Here is a 20010-nt window from a genome sequence, read left to right on the forward strand (position 1 = left end):
CTTTCTTCCTGCTTATGGCTTGCCGCCTTCCATTGTTATTCTCTTGCGCGTTGCTGGCCGGCGCCGCCCAGGCGGCCGAGCTCGGCGAGCCGCGCGTGAGCTCCTTCATCGGCCAGCCGCTGGTGGCCGACATCGAGCTCGGCATGCTGGAAGATGCCGCCACGCCGGTGCAGGTACGGCTGGCCGGTCCGAACGTCTACCGCGGCGCGAATATCGGCATGCCGGCGGTGCTGTCCACGCTCAGGATGTCGGTGATGCGGCGCGACGGGCGCCAGTTCCTGCACGTGACATCGCTCGCTCCAGTCGCGTCGGAACACCTGCACCTGTACCTGGAACTGGCCGACGGCGCGCAGCGCAGCGTGCGCCTGGCAACCCTGTGGCTGTTGCCCGACCCGGATCGGGCACCGGCGCCGGCCCCGGCCCCGGTGCCGGCGCCGGTGCCGGTTTCGGTCCCGGTTCCGGGACCGGGACCAGCGCCGGTCGTCGCCAGGGCGGAAGCGCCCCAGCCGATGCCGAACCAGGAACCGGCACCGAAACCGGTGGTGAAACGGCAGCGCGCGTCCCGGCCAGTGGCGGCCAGGCCGACGCCGGCCCTGCCCAAGCCGGTCGAGCCGGCCCCGGCGGGCGGCGCCTGCGCGCCGCAAGCCCGCCAGCAGGTCGATGCCTGCGTGGTGCTGGGCGCGAAGAATGCCCTGCTGCGCGAGCAACTGGGCCAGCTCGAGGACAAGCTGAGGGTGCTGCAGGTGGCGGCCGGCGCCGCGCCCGCCGCGCTCATGCAGCCGGCCGTGATGCCGAAGGGGGCAATGTCAAGCCAGGTGCACCGGCCGAAGAAGAAAAAGCCGGAACCGCCGGCGGAAGAAAGCTCGCCCTGGCTGATGGCGGGCGCCATTGCCGGGGTGCTGGCGCTGCTCGCCGGTCTGCTGGTCGCCTTGCGCCGCGGGAAAGGCCCGCAGCGCGCGACGGCGCCGCATGCCGGCTTGGGTGCGCGCCTGAAAGCCCGTTTGGGACGCAAGCCGGCGCCGGCCGCCACGGTCGAGCCGCGCCTGGAAGAGGGCGCGCACAACTCGTCTACACAAGCCTGATTTTTGCGTTATACTGGATTCATGGTCGCGAGATCATAAACGGCACAGAGGCCTGGCGCAGCCACCACCGATAGCGTGGCGCGGAAAGCAGGCAGACGTTGAAGAAACGCCTGTGTCCGGAAGCGGTTCGTATGCCAACTACGGCAGCGAACGCCGGATGCAACCGGCAAGAGGCGACGCCAGGAGATACCTGGTGCTCGCTCTCCTCCTTATTTCGTGGCCGAGCCCTCCGCTCGGACACATCGACAAGCGCCTGCGGGCGCTTTTGTCTTTTCAGGCGTCGCAGTGCTGCCGGGCGGTATGCATTTCGCATCCGGCCCGGCCCCGGACAGGCTACAATCCCGCCTGCGGGAAAGAAGCCGGCCACCTATGAAAAACTGGATCAATCGTTTGTTAAGCAGTGCGGAACCCCAGCCAAGTACGCCCGAGGCTGGTGCGGACGCTGCCGCGGTGGAGGGCGCGGTCGATACCGCGCTCGATATCCTTTATTACCGCTGGCTGGCAGGGCCGGCGCGCTTCGAGGCGACGCCGGAAACGGAAAGCCTGATCCTGGACCAGGTACGCACGCTGGCGCAGAACCCGGCCCTCGCGGCCGAGCTGGTGCCGCGCGTCCCCGAGCTGATCCCCAAGCTGCTGCGCAGCCTGCGCGACGAGAGCGTCACCACCGGCGAGCTGGCGCACCAGGTCGCCGAGGACGTGGTGATGGTCGCCGAAGTGCTGCGCGAGGCCAATAGCGCTTACTATCACCCGCTCACCCCGATCAAGACCGTGGACGCGGCCATCATGCTGCTGGGCCAGAACGGCTTGCGCATGCTGCTGGCCCGGGTCGCCTTCCGGCCCGTGATCAAGCTGCACGAAACCGGCTTCGCGCGCCGCGCCGCGCCGCTGCTCTGGAACCATTCCGAGAAATGCGCGGTGGCGGCCAGCCTGATGGCATCGGCGCTGGCGGCCGACATCTTCGAGTCCTGCCTGGCCGGGCTGATGCAGGACGTCGGGCTGGTGGTGGCTTTCCGCTTGGCCGACCGCATCTGCCAGAACGGCAAGGTGCCGGCATCCGGCGCCTTCGGCGTCGAACTGCTGGCCTGCAGCCGGCAGCTGTCGGCGGTGATCGCCAGGCATTGGGATTTTCCGGACAAGGTGGCCGATGCGATCGTCCAGGCCGGCGCGCCGGGCGGGTCCAGCCTGGCCCGGTCGCTGGCGCAGGGCGATCACATCGCCAAGCTGCGGCTGCTGATCGACGCCGGCTTGCTGACCGAGGACGACGCCATGGTGACGCAAGGGCTGAACGGCTACCAGCGGCGTTGCCTGGGCAAGCTGGGCAAGCTGGACGCGTAGGGCGGTAGAGCACGCCTACCAAAACAAAAGGCACCCGCGGGTGCCTTTGTTCTCACATGCTTGCCGAAATCAGTGCGCGCACAGTGCGCGGTCCAGCTGGCCCATCCAGGGCTCGGTGACGTCGCGAATCGCGCGGTCGTTGGCCATCAGCTGCTTGATCAGGTCGATCTTGCGCTGGCGCTTGGCGCCTTCCAGGGCCGGCACGCCACCGATCGCGGCGCCCGCGGCCACGCTGGCCTGCACGTTCAGCCGGTCGAAACCGCTCCAGTCGCCGGCCTCGGCGGCGCCCTTCATCTGGCTGCTCAGGCCAGCGAGGTTTTCATACATCGAGAGGACGTCGTTCGAGGTCATGTTGGCCACCAAGTCATGCACCCCGGCCGGATTGCCGGGCATCTAGGTCGTTTACGGATGGGATTTCGGAAACTTTAGGGTTTTTTCGAAATTTCCCCAAATATTTTTGGACAGATACGCATGTTGTCATTCACGCATGTTCCATCCGCCCTGCATGCATCGGAATGCCTGCGCCATTCCCCGATTTCGGCAGTCTGGCCCCGTTTTTTGCAGTCTGTCGCAATCCGGGCGCAGGGCAGGTCCGGCCTGCCTACAGTGCATGCTGGGTTCCTGCGCGGCAGAGCGCCGGATCGCACGCACAAGAAAACAGATTCGAGAGAGAGTTTATGAGAGACATGCCAGTCGCCAGGGCGGCCAGGGCGGTCACCGCCCTCGCGTTCGCCCTGGGCGCCGCCACGGCGCAGGCCGAGGCGCCGTTTTCGTTCGCGGCCACGCCCGGCAAGCTGCCGAAAGACGTGGTGCCGCTCCAGTACGCGGCCCATATCGTGCCGGACATCGATGCGAACAGTTTCCGTGGCACCCAGACGGTCGAGATCGAGGTCCTGACGCCGACCTCGACCATCATGCTCAATGCCGACAACATGCAGATCGATGCCGCCACGCTCAGCGGTAGCGGCCTCGGCAAGCTGGAGCTCGACCCCATCCTCGACAAGGAAGGGCAGACCCTGCGCTTTGTGCTGGCCCGGCCGCTGGCGCCGGGTAAATACGCGCTGAGCCTGGCCTTCCGCGGGCAGATCAATCGCGAAGGGCGCGGCCTGTTCTACGTGAACTACAAGGCCGGTGGCCAGGAAAAGAAGCTGATCGCCACCACGATGGCGCCGACCGACGCGCGCCGCATGCTCCCGACCTGGGACGAACCGGCCTTCCGCGCCCGCTTCAAGCTCAGCGTCGACGTGCCGGGCAACTTCCAGGCCTATTCGACCACCCCGATCGAGAAACGCGAAGAGATCGGCGGCGGCATGCAGCGCATCACTTTCGGCAACACGCCGAAGATGCCGAGCTACCTGGTGGTGCTGGTGGCGGGCGAGCTGGAACGCCTGTCGGCGAAGCAGGACGGCGTCGATATCGGCGTCGTGACCACGCAGGGCAAGCTCGGCTCCGCCACCTTCCCGCTGGCCGCCACCCGCGACCTGCTGCGTTACTACAATCATTACTTCGGCATCCGCTACCCGCTGCCCAAGCTGGACCAGATCGCGATCCCGGGCGGCTTCAACGGCGCCATGGAGAACTGGGGCGCGATCGTCTACAACGAGCCGACCCTGCTGTACGACCCGAAGAAGAGTCCGGAGAAGGTCAAGAAGTTCACCTTCAACATCAATGCCCACGAAGTGGCGCACCAGTGGTTCGGCAACCTGGTCACCATGGCCTGGTGGGACGAGCTGTGGCTCAACGAAGGCTTCGCGTCCTGGATGGCGGCCAAGGCCACCCAGCACTTCCACCCCGAGTGGCGCCCCTACCTCGACGCCATGGCCGAGCGCGAATACGTGATGAACCTGGACGCGCGCAAGACCACCCACCCGATCCAGACCCGCATCGACACCGAAGAGCAGGCCGCCGCCGCGTTCGACGCGATCACCTACCTGAAGGGCCAGGCCTTCCTGCGCATGCTGGAAGCCTACCTGGGCGAAGACGCCTTCCGCAAGGGCATGCGCGCCTACATGGCGAAACACCAGTATTCCAACACCACCTCGAGCGACCTGTGGGCGGCGCTGGAAAAGGCATCCGGCAAGCCGGTCGGGAAGCTGGCCTCGGACTGGACCCTGCAGCCGGGCTTCCCCCTGATCAAGGTGGAGCAGGCCTGCGAGGACGGCAAGCGCAAGCTCACCCTGGCGCAGGAACAATACCGCCTGGACGAGCCGCCCGGCCAGCCGCGCCTGTGGAACGTGCCGCTGCAGGTCGGCACCGTCAACGGCAAGGCCTGGACCACGCTGCTGTCCGGCCCCGGCGCCACGATCACGCAGGCCAGCTGCGAAGGCACGCTGGTGGTCGATCCGTACAGCGTCGGCTACTTCCGCGTGCAGTACGACCCGGCCAGTTTCCGCGCGCTGGCCGAGCAGGCGCCGCGCCTGCCGGACAGCACGCGCCTGAAGCTGCTCTCCGACACCTGGAGCTTCGCCTCGAACGGCCGCATGCCGCTTGCCGGCTACCTGGACCTGGTGCGCAAGTATGGCGACGAGCCGCGCGTGGCGGTCTGGAACGCGATCCTGTCCAACCTGCGCACCCTCGATTCGCTGGCGCGCGGCGAACCGGAGCAGGCCTTGATCCGCCGTTTCCTGATCGCCTTCGCACGGCCGAAGTTCGACCGCCTCGGCTGGGACGAGAAGCCGGGCGAGACCGCCGAGGACGCCCAGCTGCGCGGCATGCTGGCGACCGCGCTGGCGCGCGCCGGCGATCCGCAGGCGATCGAAGAGGGCAGGGCCCGGTTTGCGCGCTTCCTGCTCGAGCCGTCCTCGGTGCCGCCGTCGATGATCGATTTCGTGACCGGCACCGCCGGGCATTATGCGGACGGGGCCACCTACGAGGCCCTGGCCGCGCGCGCGGCGAATGCCGCGACGGGCGAGGAGCGCAACCGCTTCGGCCGCGCGCTCGCCGCCGCGCAAGACCCGCAGCTGGCCGCGCGTACCCTGCGCGCGCTGCTCGCGCCCCGGACGCCGCCGGACCTGGTGCCCTACATCGTGGGCGGCGTCGCCGGCGAGCACCTCGAGCAGACCTGGAACTTCGCCATCGCCAACCGCGAAGCGCTGCTGGACAACATGGAAGCGCTGGGCCGCAACAGCCTGTTCGCCAGCATCGTGGCGTCCTCCAGCAACCCGGCGCATGCCGAGATGATGGAAGCCTACATGCGCCGGAACTTCGGTCCGGATGGCCTTGTCGAAGCCGAGCGCGTCGGCAACGGCGTGCGCATCCGCGCCGACCAGAAAGCGCGCCTGCTGCCGCAGGTCCGCGCGGCGTTGCAGTAACGGGACCACCCGGAACCAAGATCACCACCAAGAGAAGAGAAGGGAAGCCATGAAAACCAGCTGGACCTTGAACAAGACCGCCCTCGCCCTGGCGCTGTACGGCGCCGTTGCCGTCGCGCCGGCCCACGCGGCCGGGCAGGCCGCCGCCGACGCTGCCGCCGAAACTGCCACCAAGCCCGCCGCCAGGCCGGCCGCCGCCACCGTGCTGCCGGGCGACGACTTCTATGCCTATGCCAACGGCGAGTGGATGAGCAAGACGGACATCCCGGCCGACCGCGGCGCCTGGGGTTCGATGTATGCGCTGGCCGAGGAGACCAATGCCCGCATCGTCAAGCTGATCCAGGAAGCGGCCGCGAACAAATCCGCCTCGCCGGAAGCGCGCAAGGTGGCCGACTTCTATACCGCCTACATGAACGAAGCGGCGATCGAGGCGGCCGGCCTGGCCGCGCTCAAGCCGCGCCTGGATAAAATCGGGGCGATCAAGGACCGCGCCAGCCTGTCGCGCGTGCTGGGCGAGTTCCTGCGCGCCGACGTCGACCCGCTCAATGCCACCAATTTCAATACCCCGAACCTGTTCGGCGTGTGGATCAACCAGGGACTGACCGACCCGGCACACAACCTGCCCTACATCCTGCAAGGCGGCCTCGGCCTGCCGGACCGCGCCTACTACCTGGACGACAGTCCGAAGATGGCCGAGCTGCGCACCAAGTACCAGCAGTACATCGGCGACATGCTCAAGCTGGCCGGCCACGACCATGCCGAGGCGCGCGCCGCGAAGATCTTTGCACTGGAAACCGAACTGGCCGAGAGCCACGCCACCCGCGAAGAATCGGCCGACATCCTGAAGGCCAACAATCCCTGGGCCATGAAGGATTTCAAGGCCAAGGCCCCGGGCATGGACTGGAAAGCCTTCATGCAGGGCGCGCACCTGGCAGGCCAGGACCGCTTCATCGCCTACCACCCGGGCGCGATCAAGGGCGCTGCCGAGCAGGTTGCCGCCACTGACCTGGCCACCTGGAAAGACTACCTGGCCTTCCACAGCCTGAACCAGTTCGCCAGCACGCTGCCCAAGGCCTATGGCGACTTGCGCTTCGCGTTCTACGGCAAGGGCCTGACCGGTTCGCCGCAGCAGTCGCCGCGCTGGAAGCGCGCCCTGTCGGCCACCAATACCGCGATGGACGAAGCGGTCGGCAAGATGTATGTCGCCAAGTACTTCCCGGCCGAGAACAAGGCGGACATCCAGAAGATGGTCGCCAACATCAAGCAGGCCTTCGAGCGCCGTATCGACAAGCTCGACTGGATGGCGCCATCGACCCGCGCCCAGGCCAAGGAAAAGGTGCGCACCATGTACGTGGGCATCGGTTATCCGGATACCTGGACATCGTACGCCGGCCTGCAGGTCAAGCCTGGCGATGCACTGGGCAATGTGATGCGTGCCCAGGAATTCCATTACGGCCAGCAGCTCGCCAAGCTCGGCCAGAAGCCGAAGAAGACCGACTGGGCCATGCCGCCGCAGCTGGTCAATGCGGTCAACCTGCCGCTGCAGAACGCGCTGAACTTCCCGGCCGCGATCCTGCAGCCGCCGTTCTACGACCCGAAGGCATCGAGCGCCCACAACTATGGCGCACTCGGCTCGGTGATCGGCCACGAGATCAGCCACAGCTTCGACGACATGGGCGCCCAGTTCGACGCCCAGGGCCGCCTGCGCGACTGGTGGACCAAGGAAGACCTGGCGCACTTCAAGCAGGCCTCGCAGAAGCTGGTGGAACAGTACAACGGCTACAAGCCCTTCGACGACCTGGCGGTGAACGGCCAGCTGACGCTGAGCGAGAACCTGTCCGACCTGGCCGGCCTGGCCGCGGCCTACGACGCCTTCAAGTCCTCGCCGGGCGGCAAGGCGGTCGGCGCCGAGGCGGACCGTGCGTTCTTCACCGGCTTCGCGCAGAGCTGGCGCACCAAGATGCGCGAAGCCTCGATGCGCCGTGCCGTGCTCACCGACGGCCACGCGCCGGGCCAGTACCGCACCTACACCGTGCGCAACCTGGACCCGTGGTACAAGGCCTTCGACGTGCAGCCGGGGCAGCAGCTGTACCTGGCGCCGGAGCAGCGCGTGCGGGTCTGGTAAGCGCCTGGCGCGGGGCAAGCGGGCGGACTGCGCTTGCTTGTCCCGCGCCCTGGCGGATAATGCGGTCATGAACCCAGACGACATCGCGCGCCGCACCCTGGCGCACTACGAGCACAACGCCGAGGCCTTCTTCGCCGGCACCATCGACCACGACGTCAGCCAGAACATCGACGCCTTGCTCGGCGCCATCGACGGCCCGGCGCCCTGGACGATCCTCGACCTCGGCTGCGGCCCGGGCCGCGACCTCAAGACCTTTGCCGAACGCGGCCACACGGCCATCGGCCTGGACGGCAGCAGCCGTTTCGCCGACATGGCGCGCCAGTACAGCGGGTGCGACGTCTGGCACCAGGACTTCCTGCACCTCGACCTGCCACCGGCCATGTTCGACGGCGTGTTCGCCAACGCCTCCCTGTTCCACGTCCCCAGTGCCGAGTTGCCCGGCGTGCTGACCCAACTCTTCGGCACACTGAAGCCGGGTGGCGCCTTGTTCAGCTCGAACCCGCGCGGCGACAACCGCGAAGGCTGGAACGGCCCGCGCTACGGCAGTTACCACGACTACGCGGCCTGGGAGCGCTACCTGACGGCGGCAGGTTTTATTCCTCTGCATCATTACTACCGCCCACCCGGCCTGCCGCGCGAGCAGCAAGCCTGGCTGGCCAGCGTCTGGCGCAAGCCCGCTCCCTAGCCGCCGAACGTGCGCTGGCGCACAGAGTCGAGGCTCCATACGGCCTAAGGTAGGACCTCGCTCCACGAACAGAAGAGGTGACTGACATGAACGAGGATCAAATCAAGGGCAAGGCCAAGGACATCGGCGGCAAGGTGCAGGAAAAGGTGGGTGAAGCCACCGGCAGCCGCCAGCAGCAACGCGAAGGCGTATCGAACCAGGCCGAAGGCAAGGTGCAGGAAAAGGCAGGCGACGTGAAGGACGTCTTCAAAGGCAATAACTGAGCCTGCTCTCCACCTGAAACAGCCGCGCATTGCGCGGCTTTTTTACGTCCGGATTGCGTCCGGATGCCTAGGCCGGACTGCGCTTGTGCGCCGGCCGGTCGCCCAGCACGTCTTCGATGTACAGCATCTTGACCAGCACCGACAGCGCCGCCGCCAGCGGCGTCGCCAGCGCCACCCCGGCAAAGCCGAACAGGGTCCCGAAGATCAGCTGCATCACGACCACCAGCGCCGGCGGCATGTCCACCGCCCTGGCTTCGATCAGCGGCTGCAACAGGTAGCCCTCGACCAGCTGGATACCGACGAACAACAGCACGGTGTAGAGCGCCAGCTCGGGGCTGATCGACAGCGCCAGCAGCACCGCCGGCACGCCCGCCATCACCGGGCCGAGATAGGGGATGAAGTCGAGCAGGCCGGCAATGATGCCGAGAATCAGCGGCAGCGGCACACCCAGCATGCTCAGGCCGACCGAGGTCGCCACGCCGACGATCAGCATCGACGCCGCCTTGCCCAGCAGCCAGCTGGCCAGCGTGTGACCGAGCTCCTGCTGCACTTCGCGCGCGCGACTGCGCCTGGTCTTGGGAATCAGGCGGATCGCGCCGGTCGTGTAGGTATGCGGACTCGCCGCAAAATAGATGCCTACGAACAGGATGATGACGACGTTGCCCAGTGCGCCGATCACGCCGCCGAAGAACAGGCCCGCGTTCGGCACCATATTGTCCATTTGCTCCACGATCTGCTCGGGCGGCGGCAACTCCGCCACGACGCGCCTCATGAGTGGGTGCTGCTCGACCGTCGTCTTCAAGCGCTCGACCGCAGCCGGTATTTCCTTGGCCAGCTTGCTGGACTGCTCGGAAACCTGCGGTGCCATGGCCCAGCTGCCGATCCCGACGATGGCCAGCAGTGCGACCACGACAATCACCAGCGCGACACGTCGATGCAGGTGGAAGCGTTGCGCCAGCATGTCACTCAACTTGTAGAGAAGAATGGCGCACAGGATGCAGGCAAAGATCAGCAGCAATGCATCGGCGGCCAGCACGACCGCGGCGGCGAGGGCGATGAAGAGGATGGCGATCCCGCTGATCATGGTGACCCGCTTGGCAACCCGGCGTTGCGCGGGCGGTGCTTCGGCGGCGTGTTCGTTCCGGTTTTCGTTCATGCCTGAGCCTTTCAAGGGCGTGGTCGTGTTGACAACACGTTAGCACTGTCAGCGCCTTGAAGTCGCGCAAATTTTGAGAATTGTGCAATGTGCGGACGCGAACAGAAGCGGAGTCAAGGCCGCCGTATTCTGTACTCGTACATGGCCATCCGGACATGTGAAACCAAGGAGAAGACCATGATCAACGAAAATCAAGTCAAGGGCAAACTGAAAGAAGTCGGTGGCAAGATCCAGGAAGAATTCGGTGATGCGATCGACAGCCCAACCCAGGAAGCCAAGGGCCAAGCGACCAAGGTCGAAGGCCAGGCTCAGAAGAAGGTGGGCGATGCACAGGAAAAAGTGGAAGACAAGCTGGACGACGTCGCGCGCCGCCCACTCTGATTTGCTGTCCTGCCAAATGAAAACAGCCGCCCTCGGGCGGCTGTTTTCATTTGGCAGGACTGCTGTGCTTACCTGGCCTCGGTGCCGCCCAGGTTCTTCTTGAAGAAGGCCTCGATCAGCCCATACACATGGCGCTGGTTGACCTTGCCCGAGATGCCGTGCTTCGCACCTGGATAGGTCATCAGGTCGAACTGCACGTTGCGCTTGACCAGGTCGTCGATCAGGCGGGTGGTGTTGCTGAACAGCACGTTGTCGTCCGCCATGCCATGGATCAGGAGCAGGGGCGACTTCAAGCCGTCCAGGTGCGCGAACACGCCGCTGCGCTGGTAGGCTTCCGGGTCCGACTTGGGCGTGCCGCCCACGAACTGCTCGGTGTAGTGGGTGTCGTACAGGGCCCAGTCGGTCACCGGCGCCACCGACACGCCCATGGCGATCTTGCTTGACGCTGCCGACAGCAGACGCAGGGTCATGAAGCCGCCGTAGCTCCAGCCGAACACGCCGATGCGCTTCGGATCGACGAAGCTCTGCTTGGCCAGCCAGTCGATGCCGGTCACCTGGTCTTCGACCTCGTGCTTGCCCAGGTTCTGGTAGATCACGTCGGTGAAGGCGCGCTCGCGGCGGCCCGAGCCGCGGTTGTCCAGGCGGAACACCACGAAGCCCTGCTGCGCCATGTACTGGTCAAAATAATTGCCCCAGGCGCGGGTCACGCGCTGCGAGTGCGGGCCGCCGTAGGTGAACAGAAACACCGGGTAGCGCTTGCCCGGGTCGAAGTCGGCCGGCTTGATGATCGAATAGTGGAGTAGCTGGCCATCCTTGGCCTGCATGGTGCCGTACTCGGTGGTCAGGTGATCCGGCAGGTACTTGGCGTACGGATGGTTCGCGTTCAGCTCGTTCTTTTCGAGCCACTCCACCATGCTGCCGTCGGCGCGGCGAATCGACACCTGCGGCGGGGTGCGCGGATTCGAATACGTATCGACGAAGATCTTGCCGTTGCCCGCGAAGCTGGCCTCGTGCCAGCCGTCGCCGGACGTGATGCGGACCGGGCTGGCGGCATTGCTGCCGTCCAGCTTGAGCGCATAGGTCTGCTTGTCGATGATCGCGTCCTTGCCCGAGGACACGTAGACCTTGCCGGCCGCCTCGTCGACCGCCAGGATGCTGTCGACACCCCAGTTGCCCTTCGACAGCGGAGCCTGCAGCTTGCCGTCCAGGCCGTACAGGTACAGGTGCTTGTAGCCGCTGCGCTCCGAGGCCCAGATGAAGGCCGGCTTGTTCTTCAGGAAGCGCAGGTCGTTGTTGATCTCGACCCAGGTCTTCGACGTTTCGCTCAGCAGCGGTCGCTGGGCCAGGGTGCCGACGTCCACCGCGACCAGGTCGAGGCGCTTCTGGTCGCGCGTCTGGCGCTGGTAGACCAGGGTCCTGGCGTCGGCGCTGAAGTCGGCGCGCACCAGGTAGATGTCCTTCTCGGCGCCCAGATCCACCTTGCGCTGCTGGCCGGTGGCCGGGTCCACGATCATCAGCTCGATCAGCACGTTCGGATCGCCCGCGGCCGGGTAGTGCTGGTCGATCACTTCGGTACGGTCGGCGAAGATCTCGAAGCGGCGCACCACCGGCACCGGTTTTTCATCATAGCGGCGGTAGGCGATCGCGGAATCGTCCGGCGCCCAGTAGTAGCCGGTATGCTGGTCCATCTCTTCCTGCGCGACGAATTCCGCCTCGCCGTTGTGGATCGTGCCCTTGCCATCGTGGGTGAGCTGGCGCTCGGCGCCGCTCTGCAGGTCGATCACGAACAGGTTCTGGTCGCGCACGAAGGAGACGTAGCGGCCCTTCGGCGAGATCTTCGGATCGATCACGTTGCCCGAGGCGACCTTGCGCGCCGTTTCCGGTTTGGCGACATCGACCAGGTAGAGGTTGCCGGCGATCGGCACCAGCAGCTGTTTGCCGTCCGGCGACCAGTAATAGTTCAGGATGCCCGACAGGCCGGCGGTACGGGCGCGCTCGCGGCGGGCCTTTTCCTCCAGCGACAGTTCCTCGTTCGGCACCAGGCGCTTGGAATCGACCAGGCGCTGGGTGCGCTTGGTCTTCATGTTGTATTCCCACAGGTCCTGCTGGTACTGGTTGTCGGCACGGCCGCGCAGGAAGGTGACGCGTTCGCCGTCCGGCGAAACGCGCAGGTTCTTCACGCTGGCGCCGGCCAGGGCCGGATCGCCGTAGATGCGGTCCAGCGTCAGGCGTTCGGCCGATGCGGGAGCGGCCGCGAGTGTGGCCGCGAAAGCAGCAGCCAGGAGGAGAGGGGATGGGCGCATGAAATGTCTCTGATATAAGTTAATTTGCGACAACGCGGAACGATACCAGAGACGGGCCCGAAAAGCTGTAATTACGTCGGCAGCCCGTGCATGTGCCCGGCGCTGACTTGCCCGGCTTCGCGGATGCGGCGGCGCGCCAGTTTCTCGAACGACCAGGTGAGCAGCACCGCCGCCACCGTCAGCGCCACCACCAGGCCGATCCAGAATCCGGTGGTCGACAGCGGTGCGTCCGGCGCCCACGGGAACCAGCCTGGCGCCAGCCCCAGGATGCAGCCCAGCGGCAGCGAGACGCCCCAGAACGCCAGCAACTGGATGATCATCGGGGCACGGGTCACCTGGTAGCCGCGGATCGCCGAGGCGGTGGCGACCTGGGTGGCGTCGGACAGCTGGAACAGCGCGGCGAACAGCAGCAGGTGGGCGCAGGCGGCCTGCACCGCCGGGTCGGAGGTGTAGAGCGCCGCGATTTCCCAGCGGAAGATGGCGATGCAGAGCGCCGACAGCGCCCCGAACGCCACCGACATGCCGACCCCGACCCAGCCGACGAAGCGCGCGCGCTGCGGATTGCCTTCGCCCATGGCCTGGCCGACCCGGGTCATCATGCCGATCGAGAAGCTGAGCGGCACCATGAACACCAGCGAAGCGAAATTGAGCGCGACCTGGTGCGAGGAGACCGCGACCACGCCGAAGCGCGCCACCAGCAGGCTGATCAGGCCGAAGGCGCTGACCTCGGCGAAGTAGGTGATGCCGATCGGCAGGCCGAGACGCAGCATTGCGCCGATCGCTTTCCAGTCCGGGCCTTCCCAGCCGGTGAAAGGATAGGTCAGGCGGTAAGCCGGCGCATGCCGGATCCACAGGAGCATGGCGCCCAGCATCAGCCACATGCCTGCCGCCGTCGCCACCGCACAGCCGACCGCCCCCATCTGCGGAAAGCCCCAGTTGCCGTACACCAGCAGCCAGTTCACGCATGCGTTGAAGACGCAGCCGAGGATGGCGATCCACATGATCGGCTTGGTCTGGTTGATGCTCGTGCTGTAGCCATACAGGGCGCGGAAGCAGGCGAAGGCCGGCATGCCGAGGCTGGCCACGTGCAGGTACATGGCGGCGCGGCCCGCGACCTGCGCGTCGAGGCCGACATGGCCGAACAGCAGGGTGCACAGGTTGGCGAACAGGCAGGCCACCAACCCCACCAGCAGGCCCTTCCACAGCGCCTGGCGTACCGAATGCGGAACCTGGTCGAAGCGCGCGGCGCCGGTTTCGTGGGCGACGACGGTGTTGATTGCCATCATGGTGCCCATCACGGTCACCAGCACGATCGACCACACCGAGGTGCCGAGCGACACGGCCGCCAGTTCCTCGGCGCTGACGTGGCCGGTCATGGCCACATCGGCCACGCCCATGCCGACCGTTGCCAGCTGGCCGACCAGCATCGGCCAGGACAGGCGCCACAGCGTGGCGATTTCGGTGCGCACCGGCGCGGGACTGGCGGAGGGGACGGTGACGGTCATGAGCGGCAGGCGTGAGACGGAAAGCCTGCCATTTTACTGGCTAATTGTTTGGGTCGCCTCCGCGCCCGCGGTCTTCGTCCGGCCGCCTCGGCTCGCCTCAGCGGCCGGTGGACAGCGCGGTGGCAGGCAGGGTCTGGACGAGTTGCCGCATCGCTTTCTCTTCGACGGTGAGCACATGCACCTGGCCGTTTGCAAGAAAGAACGAGATCCAGACATGGGTGTCGGGAGTGCGCAGCAACCATTGTTCGAAGCCGGGCACGTCCGGGTCTTCCATGCGGTCCAGATGTGGAATCTGCATTTTCTTCCAGATGGCGGCGCTATCGCCTCCATTGCGATCGACAAATCGTTCGTCAAACGGATGGATCGCATCCACACGCCTTGCGCCCAGTGCGCTCAGGGCCGTTTCGTAGTTGCGGTGCGCTGCCAGCGGCGACCATTTCAGCGTATGCAGGAAGAATTTGCGCTGGAGTACTTTCCCTTCCGCCGGGCGCATATCTTCGCCGGCAATCACGTACACGCGGTCGAATTCGATGTCCTTCTCGGTATAGATCTGCTTCGGTCCCAGTTCGGACGGCATGGCCACATACGGAAACGGCGGAAGCGCCGCGCTGGTCACGGGAATCGACTGCAGGTCGAAGGCCTTGCCCGGCGCTGCCGCGTTGCCGGCCGCGCCGGGTGGCGGCGCGGCGGGAGCGGCGTGAATCTCGTGTACGGCCGGCGCAGCGGGCGCGGCTGCGGCGGGCCCGGTCGCAGCCTGCATGGCGCCGGGAGGCGCGGCGGCGGCTTGCTGCGTGCCGGGTTGGCGGGGCTGACAGGCAGACAGCCCGGCAACGACGAGCAGCGGCAGCACGCAATTCGATAGGCGCATCATGGCTCTTCCTTTCATATGAAAAAGATAACAATTTGTGAGGGTAGCAGCGCCAGGTCGCGCGACCACGCTCCGCATCAAGGATCGGGCGGGGCCATGCCGGGTGGGCGCTCTGCGCTGGCCCGGCGCGCCATGTGTTACCTAAAATCGATTGCTCATCTGTTCTTGACCATGCGCAAAATCGTAAGCGTGAAAGTGCAGGACCTTACAGAGTCACGACAGGAGAACGCCATGGAAGAACTGTTGCCGTACTACGAGCGTGAACTGGTCTACCTGCACACGGTCGGGCGCGAACTGGCGCACCAGTATCCGCGCCTGGCAAGCGAACTGGGTCTCGGCGCCGAAGGCACCGAGGATCCGCACATCCGCCGCCTCATCCAGGCCTGCGCGCTGCTCAATGCGCGTACCGCCCGCAAGCTCGACGACGACTACCCGGAGTTTACCGAGGCCCTGCTGGGCAGCCTGTATCCCTACTTCCTGCAGGGCATTCCGTCCTGCTCGATCGCGCGCATCGGCAGCGCGTCCGGCGCGCAGGCGGGAGCCAAGCCGGAGCGGGTGGAGACGGTGCCGCGCGGCGCCGAGATGAGCGCGCTGCACACCAGGGGCACGGCCTGCCGCTTCCGCACCGCCAGCCCGCTGACGCTGGCGCCGGTCGGGGTGGCGCGGGCGCGCTACGAACCGGTGGTCCATGCCCCGGCGCACGTGCGCCTGCCGGCGCGCGCCACCGGGCAGGTGGCGGTCACGATCGAAAGCAGCGTCCCGGCGCGCCTGCTGCGCCAGCTCGGCATGCCGCGCCTGCGCCTCTATGTCGACGCCGATCCGTTGCTGGCAGCAAGCCTGGTCGACACCCTGTTCATGCATGTCGGCGCCACTTACCTCGAGATCGGCGACGGCGGGCCATGGCGCCAGCTCGAGCGCATGCCGCTGGCGCTGGGCGGCTTCGGCGACGACGATGCGCTGGTGCCGCTGCGCCCGAGCGAGCATGCTGCCTACCGCCTGCTGAGCGAGTACTTCGCCTTCCCCGAAAAATTCCACTTCATCGACATCGACCTGGGCAAGCTGGGGCCGATGCTCCCGGGGGCCGCGCACCGCTTCACCCTGCACCTGATCGTGAACGGCCTGCATGGCGACAGCGGCGCCGCGCGCCTGCTCGGGACCCTCGATGCGTCGCACCTGGTGCCCGGCTGCACGCCGGTGGTCAACCTGTTCCACCAGGCCGCCATGCCGGTGCGCATCACGCATCGCACGGCGATGTACGACGTGCTGCCGGGCCGGCACGAGGAAGACGTCGAGGTCTACAGCATCGACAGCGTGAACGTGCTGCGCACGGCCGAGGGCAGGGTGCAGTCGATCGCCTACCGGCCTTATTACGGGCTGCGCCACGGCGAGGGCGGCGAAGATAGCCAACTACGCGAGCGCTACTGGTTCGCGCGCCGCGACGACCGCGGCGTGCACCGCCAGCGCATGAAGATCGGTTTCACCGACGCCGGCTTTTCGCTGGCGCCGGACGAGCAGTGCGTGGCCTCGATCGACCTGACCTGCACCAATGGCGCGCATGCGAGCAGCACCGGCTTCGGCGCCCCCGACGGCGACCTCACCAGCGAAACCGCGACCGGGGGGCTGCCGATCCACCTGCTGCGGCGGCCGACGCCGCCGCACCGTTTTCCGTCCTCGGGCGGCGCGCACTGGCGCCTGGTGGCCCAGTTGGCGCTCAACCACCGCTCGCTGGGCGACCTCGACGCCTTCCGCGAGGTGCTCACCCTGTACGACGTGTCGCGTTCGGCGGCCACGCAGCGCCAGATCGCCGGCATCACGGCCATGGAGACGCTGCCGTCGACCGCCTGGTTGCGCAACCGGATCGGCGCCGCGCTGGTGCACGGCACCGAGGTCAGGATGACGGTGGACGAAGAGGCCTTCGCCGGCAGCAGCCTGGCCGTGTTCGCGGAGGTGGTGAACCGCTTCTTCGGCCTGTACGTGCACATCAACAGTTTCACGCGGCTGGTGCTACGGTCGGCGCAGAGCGACAGGGAGCTGCTGCGCTGCGCGCCGCGCAACGGCAACCTGACGCTGGTGTGAACGTGGGGGCAAGCGCGGGCGTGATCGACCAGCTGCTCGCCGAACCCTGGCGCTACGAACTGTTCCAGGCGATCCGCCTGCTGTCGCGCTGGCTGCGCCGCTACGGCCTGTCGCCGGACACCGCGATCCGCTTCGAGAACAGCCTGGCGCTGAGCTTCCCGGCCAGCGATATCGAGCGCCTGCAGCTGGAGCAGGGCCCGGCCGGCGGCGGGGCGATGCGCCTGCGGGTGCGTACCGCGGTAATGGGCCTGCTCGGCGTGAACGGGACACTGCCGCTGCACTACACCGAGCGGATCGCCGCCTGGGAACACGCAACCCGCGACGAGGGTCCGCGCGCTTTCTACGATGCGTTCTCCGGCCGCCAGCTGGCGCTGTTCTACCGCGCCTGGCGCAAGTACCGCGTGCGCGGCGGGCCGGACGAGCATAACCGCGACCGCTTCCTGGCCCAGCTCGCGGCCATCGGCGGCGCCGGTTGGCAACGCGCGGGGCAGGGCCTGCCCGACGCCGGCCTGGCCTACGAGAGCCTGGCCTATTTCGCCGCCCAGCTGCGCAGCCGGGTGGTCTCGGCCGGCCTGATCGCGGGCGTGCTCGGCGAGTACCTGCAGGTGCCGGTCGCGGTGGAGCAGTTCGCCGGCGGCTGGGATGCGCTGGGCGCGCAGGACCGCAGCCGCCTGGGCGAAGACAATTGCGACGTGGGGATGGGTGCGACCCTGGGCGAACGGCTGCTGCGTCCGGAGCTCGGCATCCGGATCCGGGTGGGGCCGGTGACGTCCACCGTGTTCGAGCGCTTCCTGCCGGGCGCGAGCGGGGCGCGGGCACTGGCGGCCCTGCTGGACCGGTTCGCCATCGAGGTGCCGTTTCGCGAGTTGCAGGTGATCTTGCGGGGAGACCAGATCGACGGCGCCAGCCTGGACGGCACGATCCGGCTCGGCCTGGACGGCTTCCTGTGCACCCGCCCGGACCGGCGCGACCGCGACGACGTCTGCTACCTGCTGCCCTAGGCCCGTTGGCCGCAGCATCCGCACGACGCGCGCGACGCGCACGATGAGGGCGACCTACAATCGTTCCCGACAGGCTGACAAACCAGACAGGAGGGCATATGAATAATATTGTGAATGCAGGCGATCACCTGGACCTGGTGAGCGAGAACGACCTGGTGGGCCGGCGTGTCGCGGTCCTGATGACCGACGGCGTCGAACAGGTCGAGTACACCGAACCGCGCACATTCCTTGAAGCGAAGGGCGTGCGGGTCACCCTGGTCTCGCCCAAGGGCGTGGGCGAGGAGGTGCAGGGCATGAACCACGACCAGCCGGGCGACAGGTTCGAGGTCGAGGCGAGCCTGTCCCAGGCCGATGCCGCCGACTACGACGCGCTGCTGCTGCCGGGCGGCGAAGACAATCCGAAGAAGCTGCGCCAGATCCCGGAAGCGATCGCCTTCATCCGGGCTTTTGATGAGGCCGACAAGCCGATCGCCGCGATCTGCCACGGCCCGTGGCCGCTGATCGACGCCGGCATCGCCGAGTCGAAGCACCTGACCAGCAATGCGGCGATCCAGGACGACCTGAAGGCGGCCGGGGCCGAGTGGACGGACGATGAGGTGGTGGTGGACGGCAAGCTGATCACGAGCCGCAAGCCGGAGGATATTCCGGCGTTCAACGATGCGCTGATGAAGGAGTTGATGGTGGTGCAGCAGGCGGGGGCGGATCCGGGGCCGACGTCGTAGTCCTGCCGCGTGCATCATCGCCGAGGAGCCGCCGCTGGCGGCTCTTTTCTTTACGACCGGTGGTGATGTCCACCGCACTGCCGCAGCGGCAGCGCGAGTGGAGACAAGCGCTATCCGATCAAGGGCAAGCAAGAGTCTCGATCCGGGCATGGACCTTCGCATGAAACCCTGCCTATTTTTTCGAGTCGCAAGCCGCTAGGTAAACTGCCCTGGGACAGCAAGCATACAGGCCAATATGACAAGGTGCGACCCAAGATAGCAGGCATGCAACCACCTGGCCGACAGCTTTATCCTTGCGCCGTAGATCAGCACAACCGCAACAAGGTAGGCAGGTATGGAAAAGCTGAGGCTTGCGCCATATCCGAAAGCGGATGCGACGCCGGTATGTCCCATCGCGGCTAGCTCCACCAGGAGAATAAGCAAAATATATGCTTGACTGACGATGCAAACGACAATCAGCGATATCGTTGCGTATCTAAGGGCGTATCTAAGGGCGTATCTCATGGCTACTCAAGCCCATGCCGGGAGATGAACCGCGCTAGTTCGCGTCTTCTGCGGGCGCTCTCTTTTGTTACGCCTGCATAATAAAAATGTCCGACCCCATTGCCAGTCTCCCTGGTCTTCAGCATTTGCCTGGCAAGCTTGAATGAAGCCAGTAGGAGTCTGGGCTCGGATATTCCGGCAAATATCGGGTCGTCGTATTCCTCGAGGTCTCTTACGATGACTTCTCTAATATTCTTTTGTTTCTTCAGGTATTCCAGGAAGTCCGCATCAATCGGACTGCCCACCAGGACCAGATTATCGACAATGTGGCCGTTATGTGCATAAAAATTGGCGGTTTGCGCAGCGAGCAAGCTTCCGTATGAATAACCAATCATGTTAAACTGCGCCGAGGGATTGTCCTCCATTCCGTTAATGGTCCAGTCCTCGTCCACGGGACTATCCCTGTAGCGCACAGTTACTCCTGACCTGGCCGCATCCACTCCTATCCCGTAGGTTCTTTTTCCAATATAAACATATTTTATGCCCGCCTCCTGCAATGCCGAGACCTGGTCATGGATATATGATCCATCGAGCCCGGCTCCACCCCAATAAATCGTCCCTCGTGGTTTGTTGACTTCGATTGTTACTGGGCTTGTATCGGACTTCAGCGTCATTGCGGCTTTTGCCGTCGCATAGGCTACTGGCTTGGCCATT

The 20010-nt window shown here is 66.1% G+C and carries 16 protein-coding genes; 10 read left to right on the plus strand and 6 right to left on the minus strand.

Annotation, left to right across the window (positions count from 1 at the left end):
* The first annotated feature begins 32 nt into the window (after positions 1–32).
* Positions 33–1082 (plus strand): hypothetical protein, encoded by a 1050-nt coding sequence (locus IM543_07640; protein ID QOY95703.1) that lies wholly within the window; start codon positions 33–35, stop codon positions 1080–1082.
* A gap of 369 nt (positions 1083–1451) precedes the next feature.
* Positions 1452–2417 (plus strand): HDOD domain-containing protein, encoded by a 966-nt coding sequence (locus tag IM543_07645; GenBank protein ID QOY95704.1) that lies wholly within the window; start codon positions 1452–1454, stop codon positions 2415–2417.
* 69 nt (positions 2418–2486) lie between these two features.
* Here IM543_07645 and IM543_07650 read toward each other — a convergent pair whose 3' ends face one another.
* Complete coding sequence (locus IM543_07650) at positions 2487–2768, minus strand: flagellar protein FliT (protein QOY96572.1); 282 nt, start codon at positions 2766–2768, stop codon at positions 2487–2489.
* A gap of 326 nt (positions 2769–3094) precedes the next feature.
* Between IM543_07650 and IM543_07655 the strand changes: the two genes are divergently transcribed.
* The 4 genes from IM543_07655 (at position 3095) to IM543_07670 (ending at position 8801) form a co-directional block, all read left to right on the plus strand.
* Complete coding sequence (locus IM543_07655) at positions 3095–5728, plus strand: M1 family metallopeptidase (protein QOY95705.1); 2634 nt, start codon at positions 3095–3097, stop codon at positions 5726–5728.
* Between the two features lie 49 nt (positions 5729–5777).
* Positions 5778–7853 carry a M13 family metallopeptidase gene (locus IM543_07660; protein QOY95706.1) on the plus strand — a complete coding sequence of 692 codons (2076 nt, stop codon included), beginning with the start codon at positions 5778–5780 and terminating at the stop codon, positions 7851–7853.
* A 67-nt stretch (positions 7854–7920) separates the two neighbouring features.
* Entirely contained in the window at positions 7921–8538 is a 618-nt protein-coding gene (locus IM543_07665; protein QOY95707.1) for a class I SAM-dependent methyltransferase, read from the plus strand.
* Positions 8539–8624: 86 nt separating this feature from the next.
* A complete protein-coding gene (locus IM543_07670) occupies positions 8625–8801 on the plus strand; it encodes a CsbD family protein (GenBank protein QOY95708.1) in 177 nt (58 codons plus the stop codon).
* Between the two features lie 67 nt (positions 8802–8868).
* On the opposite strand, the gene IM543_07675 is transcribed toward IM543_07670, so the two are convergent.
* Entirely contained in the window at positions 8869–9957 is a 1089-nt protein-coding gene (locus IM543_07675; GenBank protein ID QOY95709.1) for an AI-2E family transporter, read from the minus strand.
* Positions 9958–10137: 180 nt separating this feature from the next.
* Between IM543_07675 and IM543_07680 the strand changes: the two genes are divergently transcribed.
* A complete protein-coding gene (locus IM543_07680; protein QOY96573.1) occupies positions 10138–10338 on the plus strand; it encodes a CsbD family protein in 201 nt (66 codons plus the stop codon).
* A gap of 68 nt (positions 10339–10406) precedes the next feature.
* Here IM543_07680 and IM543_07685 read toward each other — a convergent pair whose 3' ends face one another.
* From IM543_07685 to IM543_07695, 3 genes are all read right to left on the minus strand, one after another.
* Positions 10407–12641, minus strand: a complete 2235-nt coding sequence (locus tag IM543_07685) for a S9 family peptidase (protein ID QOY95710.1) — start codon at positions 12639–12641, stop codon at positions 10407–10409.
* A gap of 71 nt (positions 12642–12712) precedes the next feature.
* Positions 12713–14146 carry an MATE family efflux transporter gene (locus tag IM543_07690; protein ID QOY95711.1) on the minus strand — a complete coding sequence of 478 codons (1434 nt, stop codon included), beginning with the start codon at positions 14144–14146 and terminating at the stop codon, positions 12713–12715.
* 97 nt (positions 14147–14243) lie between these two features.
* Entirely contained in the window at positions 14244–15017 is a 774-nt protein-coding gene (locus IM543_07695) for a hypothetical protein (GenBank protein ID QOY95712.1), read from the minus strand.
* Between the two features lie 228 nt (positions 15018–15245).
* Between IM543_07695 and tssF the strand changes: the two genes are divergently transcribed.
* The 3 genes from tssF (at position 15246) to IM543_07710 (ending at position 18813) form a co-directional block, all read left to right on the plus strand.
* Positions 15246–17090, plus strand: coding sequence for a type VI secretion system baseplate subunit TssF (tssF, locus tag IM543_07700; protein ID QOY95713.1), 1845 nt, complete (start codon positions 15246–15248; stop codon positions 17088–17090).
* A complete protein-coding gene (tssG, locus tag IM543_07705; GenBank protein QOY96574.1) occupies positions 17054–18091 on the plus strand; it encodes a type VI secretion system baseplate subunit TssG in 1038 nt (345 codons plus the stop codon). Before tssF ends, tssG begins: the two co-directional genes overlap by 37 nt.
* Positions 18092–18189: 98 nt before the next feature.
* The gene (locus IM543_07710) at positions 18190–18813 is read left to right on the plus strand and encodes a type 1 glutamine amidotransferase (protein ID QOY95714.1); all 624 of its coding nucleotides are present in this window, start codon (positions 18190–18192) and stop codon (positions 18811–18813) included.
* A gap of 506 nt (positions 18814–19319) precedes the next feature.
* On the opposite strand, the gene IM543_07715 is transcribed toward IM543_07710, so the two are convergent.
* Entirely contained in the window at positions 19320–20009 is a 690-nt protein-coding gene (locus tag IM543_07715) for a hypothetical protein (GenBank protein QOY95715.1), read from the minus strand.
* Position 20010: the final 1 nt, after the last annotated feature.

The organism is Massilia sp. UMI-21 (genome assembly GCA_015277795.1).
Lineage (GTDB): Bacteria > Pseudomonadota > Gammaproteobacteria > Burkholderiales > Burkholderiaceae_D > Telluria.

Bases quoted from the DNA above. Each gene is read 5' to 3' on its own strand.
- IM543_07645 (QOY95704.1), top strand. From the start codon at position 1,452: ATGAAAAACTGGATCAATCGTTTGTTAAGCAGTGCGGAACCCCAGCCA.
- IM543_07650 (QOY96572.1), bottom strand. From the start codon at position 2,768: ATGACCTCGAACGACGTCCTCTCGATGTATGAAAACCTCGCTGGCCTG.
- IM543_07655 (QOY95705.1), top strand. From the start codon at position 3,095: ATGAGAGACATGCCAGTCGCCAGGGCGGCCAGGGCGGTCACCGCCCTC.
- IM543_07660 (QOY95706.1), top strand. From the start codon at position 5,778: ATGAAAACCAGCTGGACCTTGAACAAGACCGCCCTCGCCCTGGCGCTG.
- IM543_07665 (QOY95707.1), top strand. From the start codon at position 7,921: ATGAACCCAGACGACATCGCGCGCCGCACCCTGGCGCACTACGAGCAC.
- IM543_07670 (QOY95708.1), top strand. From the start codon at position 8,625: ATGAACGAGGATCAAATCAAGGGCAAGGCCAAGGACATCGGCGGCAAG.
- IM543_07675 (QOY95709.1), bottom strand. From the start codon at position 9,957: ATGAACGAAAACCGGAACGAACACGCCGCCGAAGCACCGCCCGCGCAA.
- IM543_07685 (QOY95710.1), bottom strand. From the start codon at position 12,641: ATGCGCCCATCCCCTCTCCTCCTGGCTGCTGCTTTCGCGGCCACACTC.
- IM543_07690 (QOY95711.1), bottom strand. From the start codon at position 14,146: ATGACCGTCACCGTCCCCTCCGCCAGTCCCGCGCCGGTGCGCACCGAA.
- IM543_07695 (QOY95712.1), bottom strand. From the start codon at position 15,017: ATGATGCGCCTATCGAATTGCGTGCTGCCGCTGCTCGTCGTTGCCGGG.
- tssF (QOY95713.1), top strand. From the start codon at position 15,246: ATGGAAGAACTGTTGCCGTACTACGAGCGTGAACTGGTCTACCTGCAC.
- IM543_07710 (QOY95714.1), top strand. From the start codon at position 18,190: ATGAATAATATTGTGAATGCAGGCGATCACCTGGACCTGGTGAGCGAG.
- IM543_07715 (QOY95715.1), bottom strand. From the start codon at position 20,009: ATGGCCAAGCCAGTAGCCTATGCGACGGCAAAAGCCGCAATGACGCTG.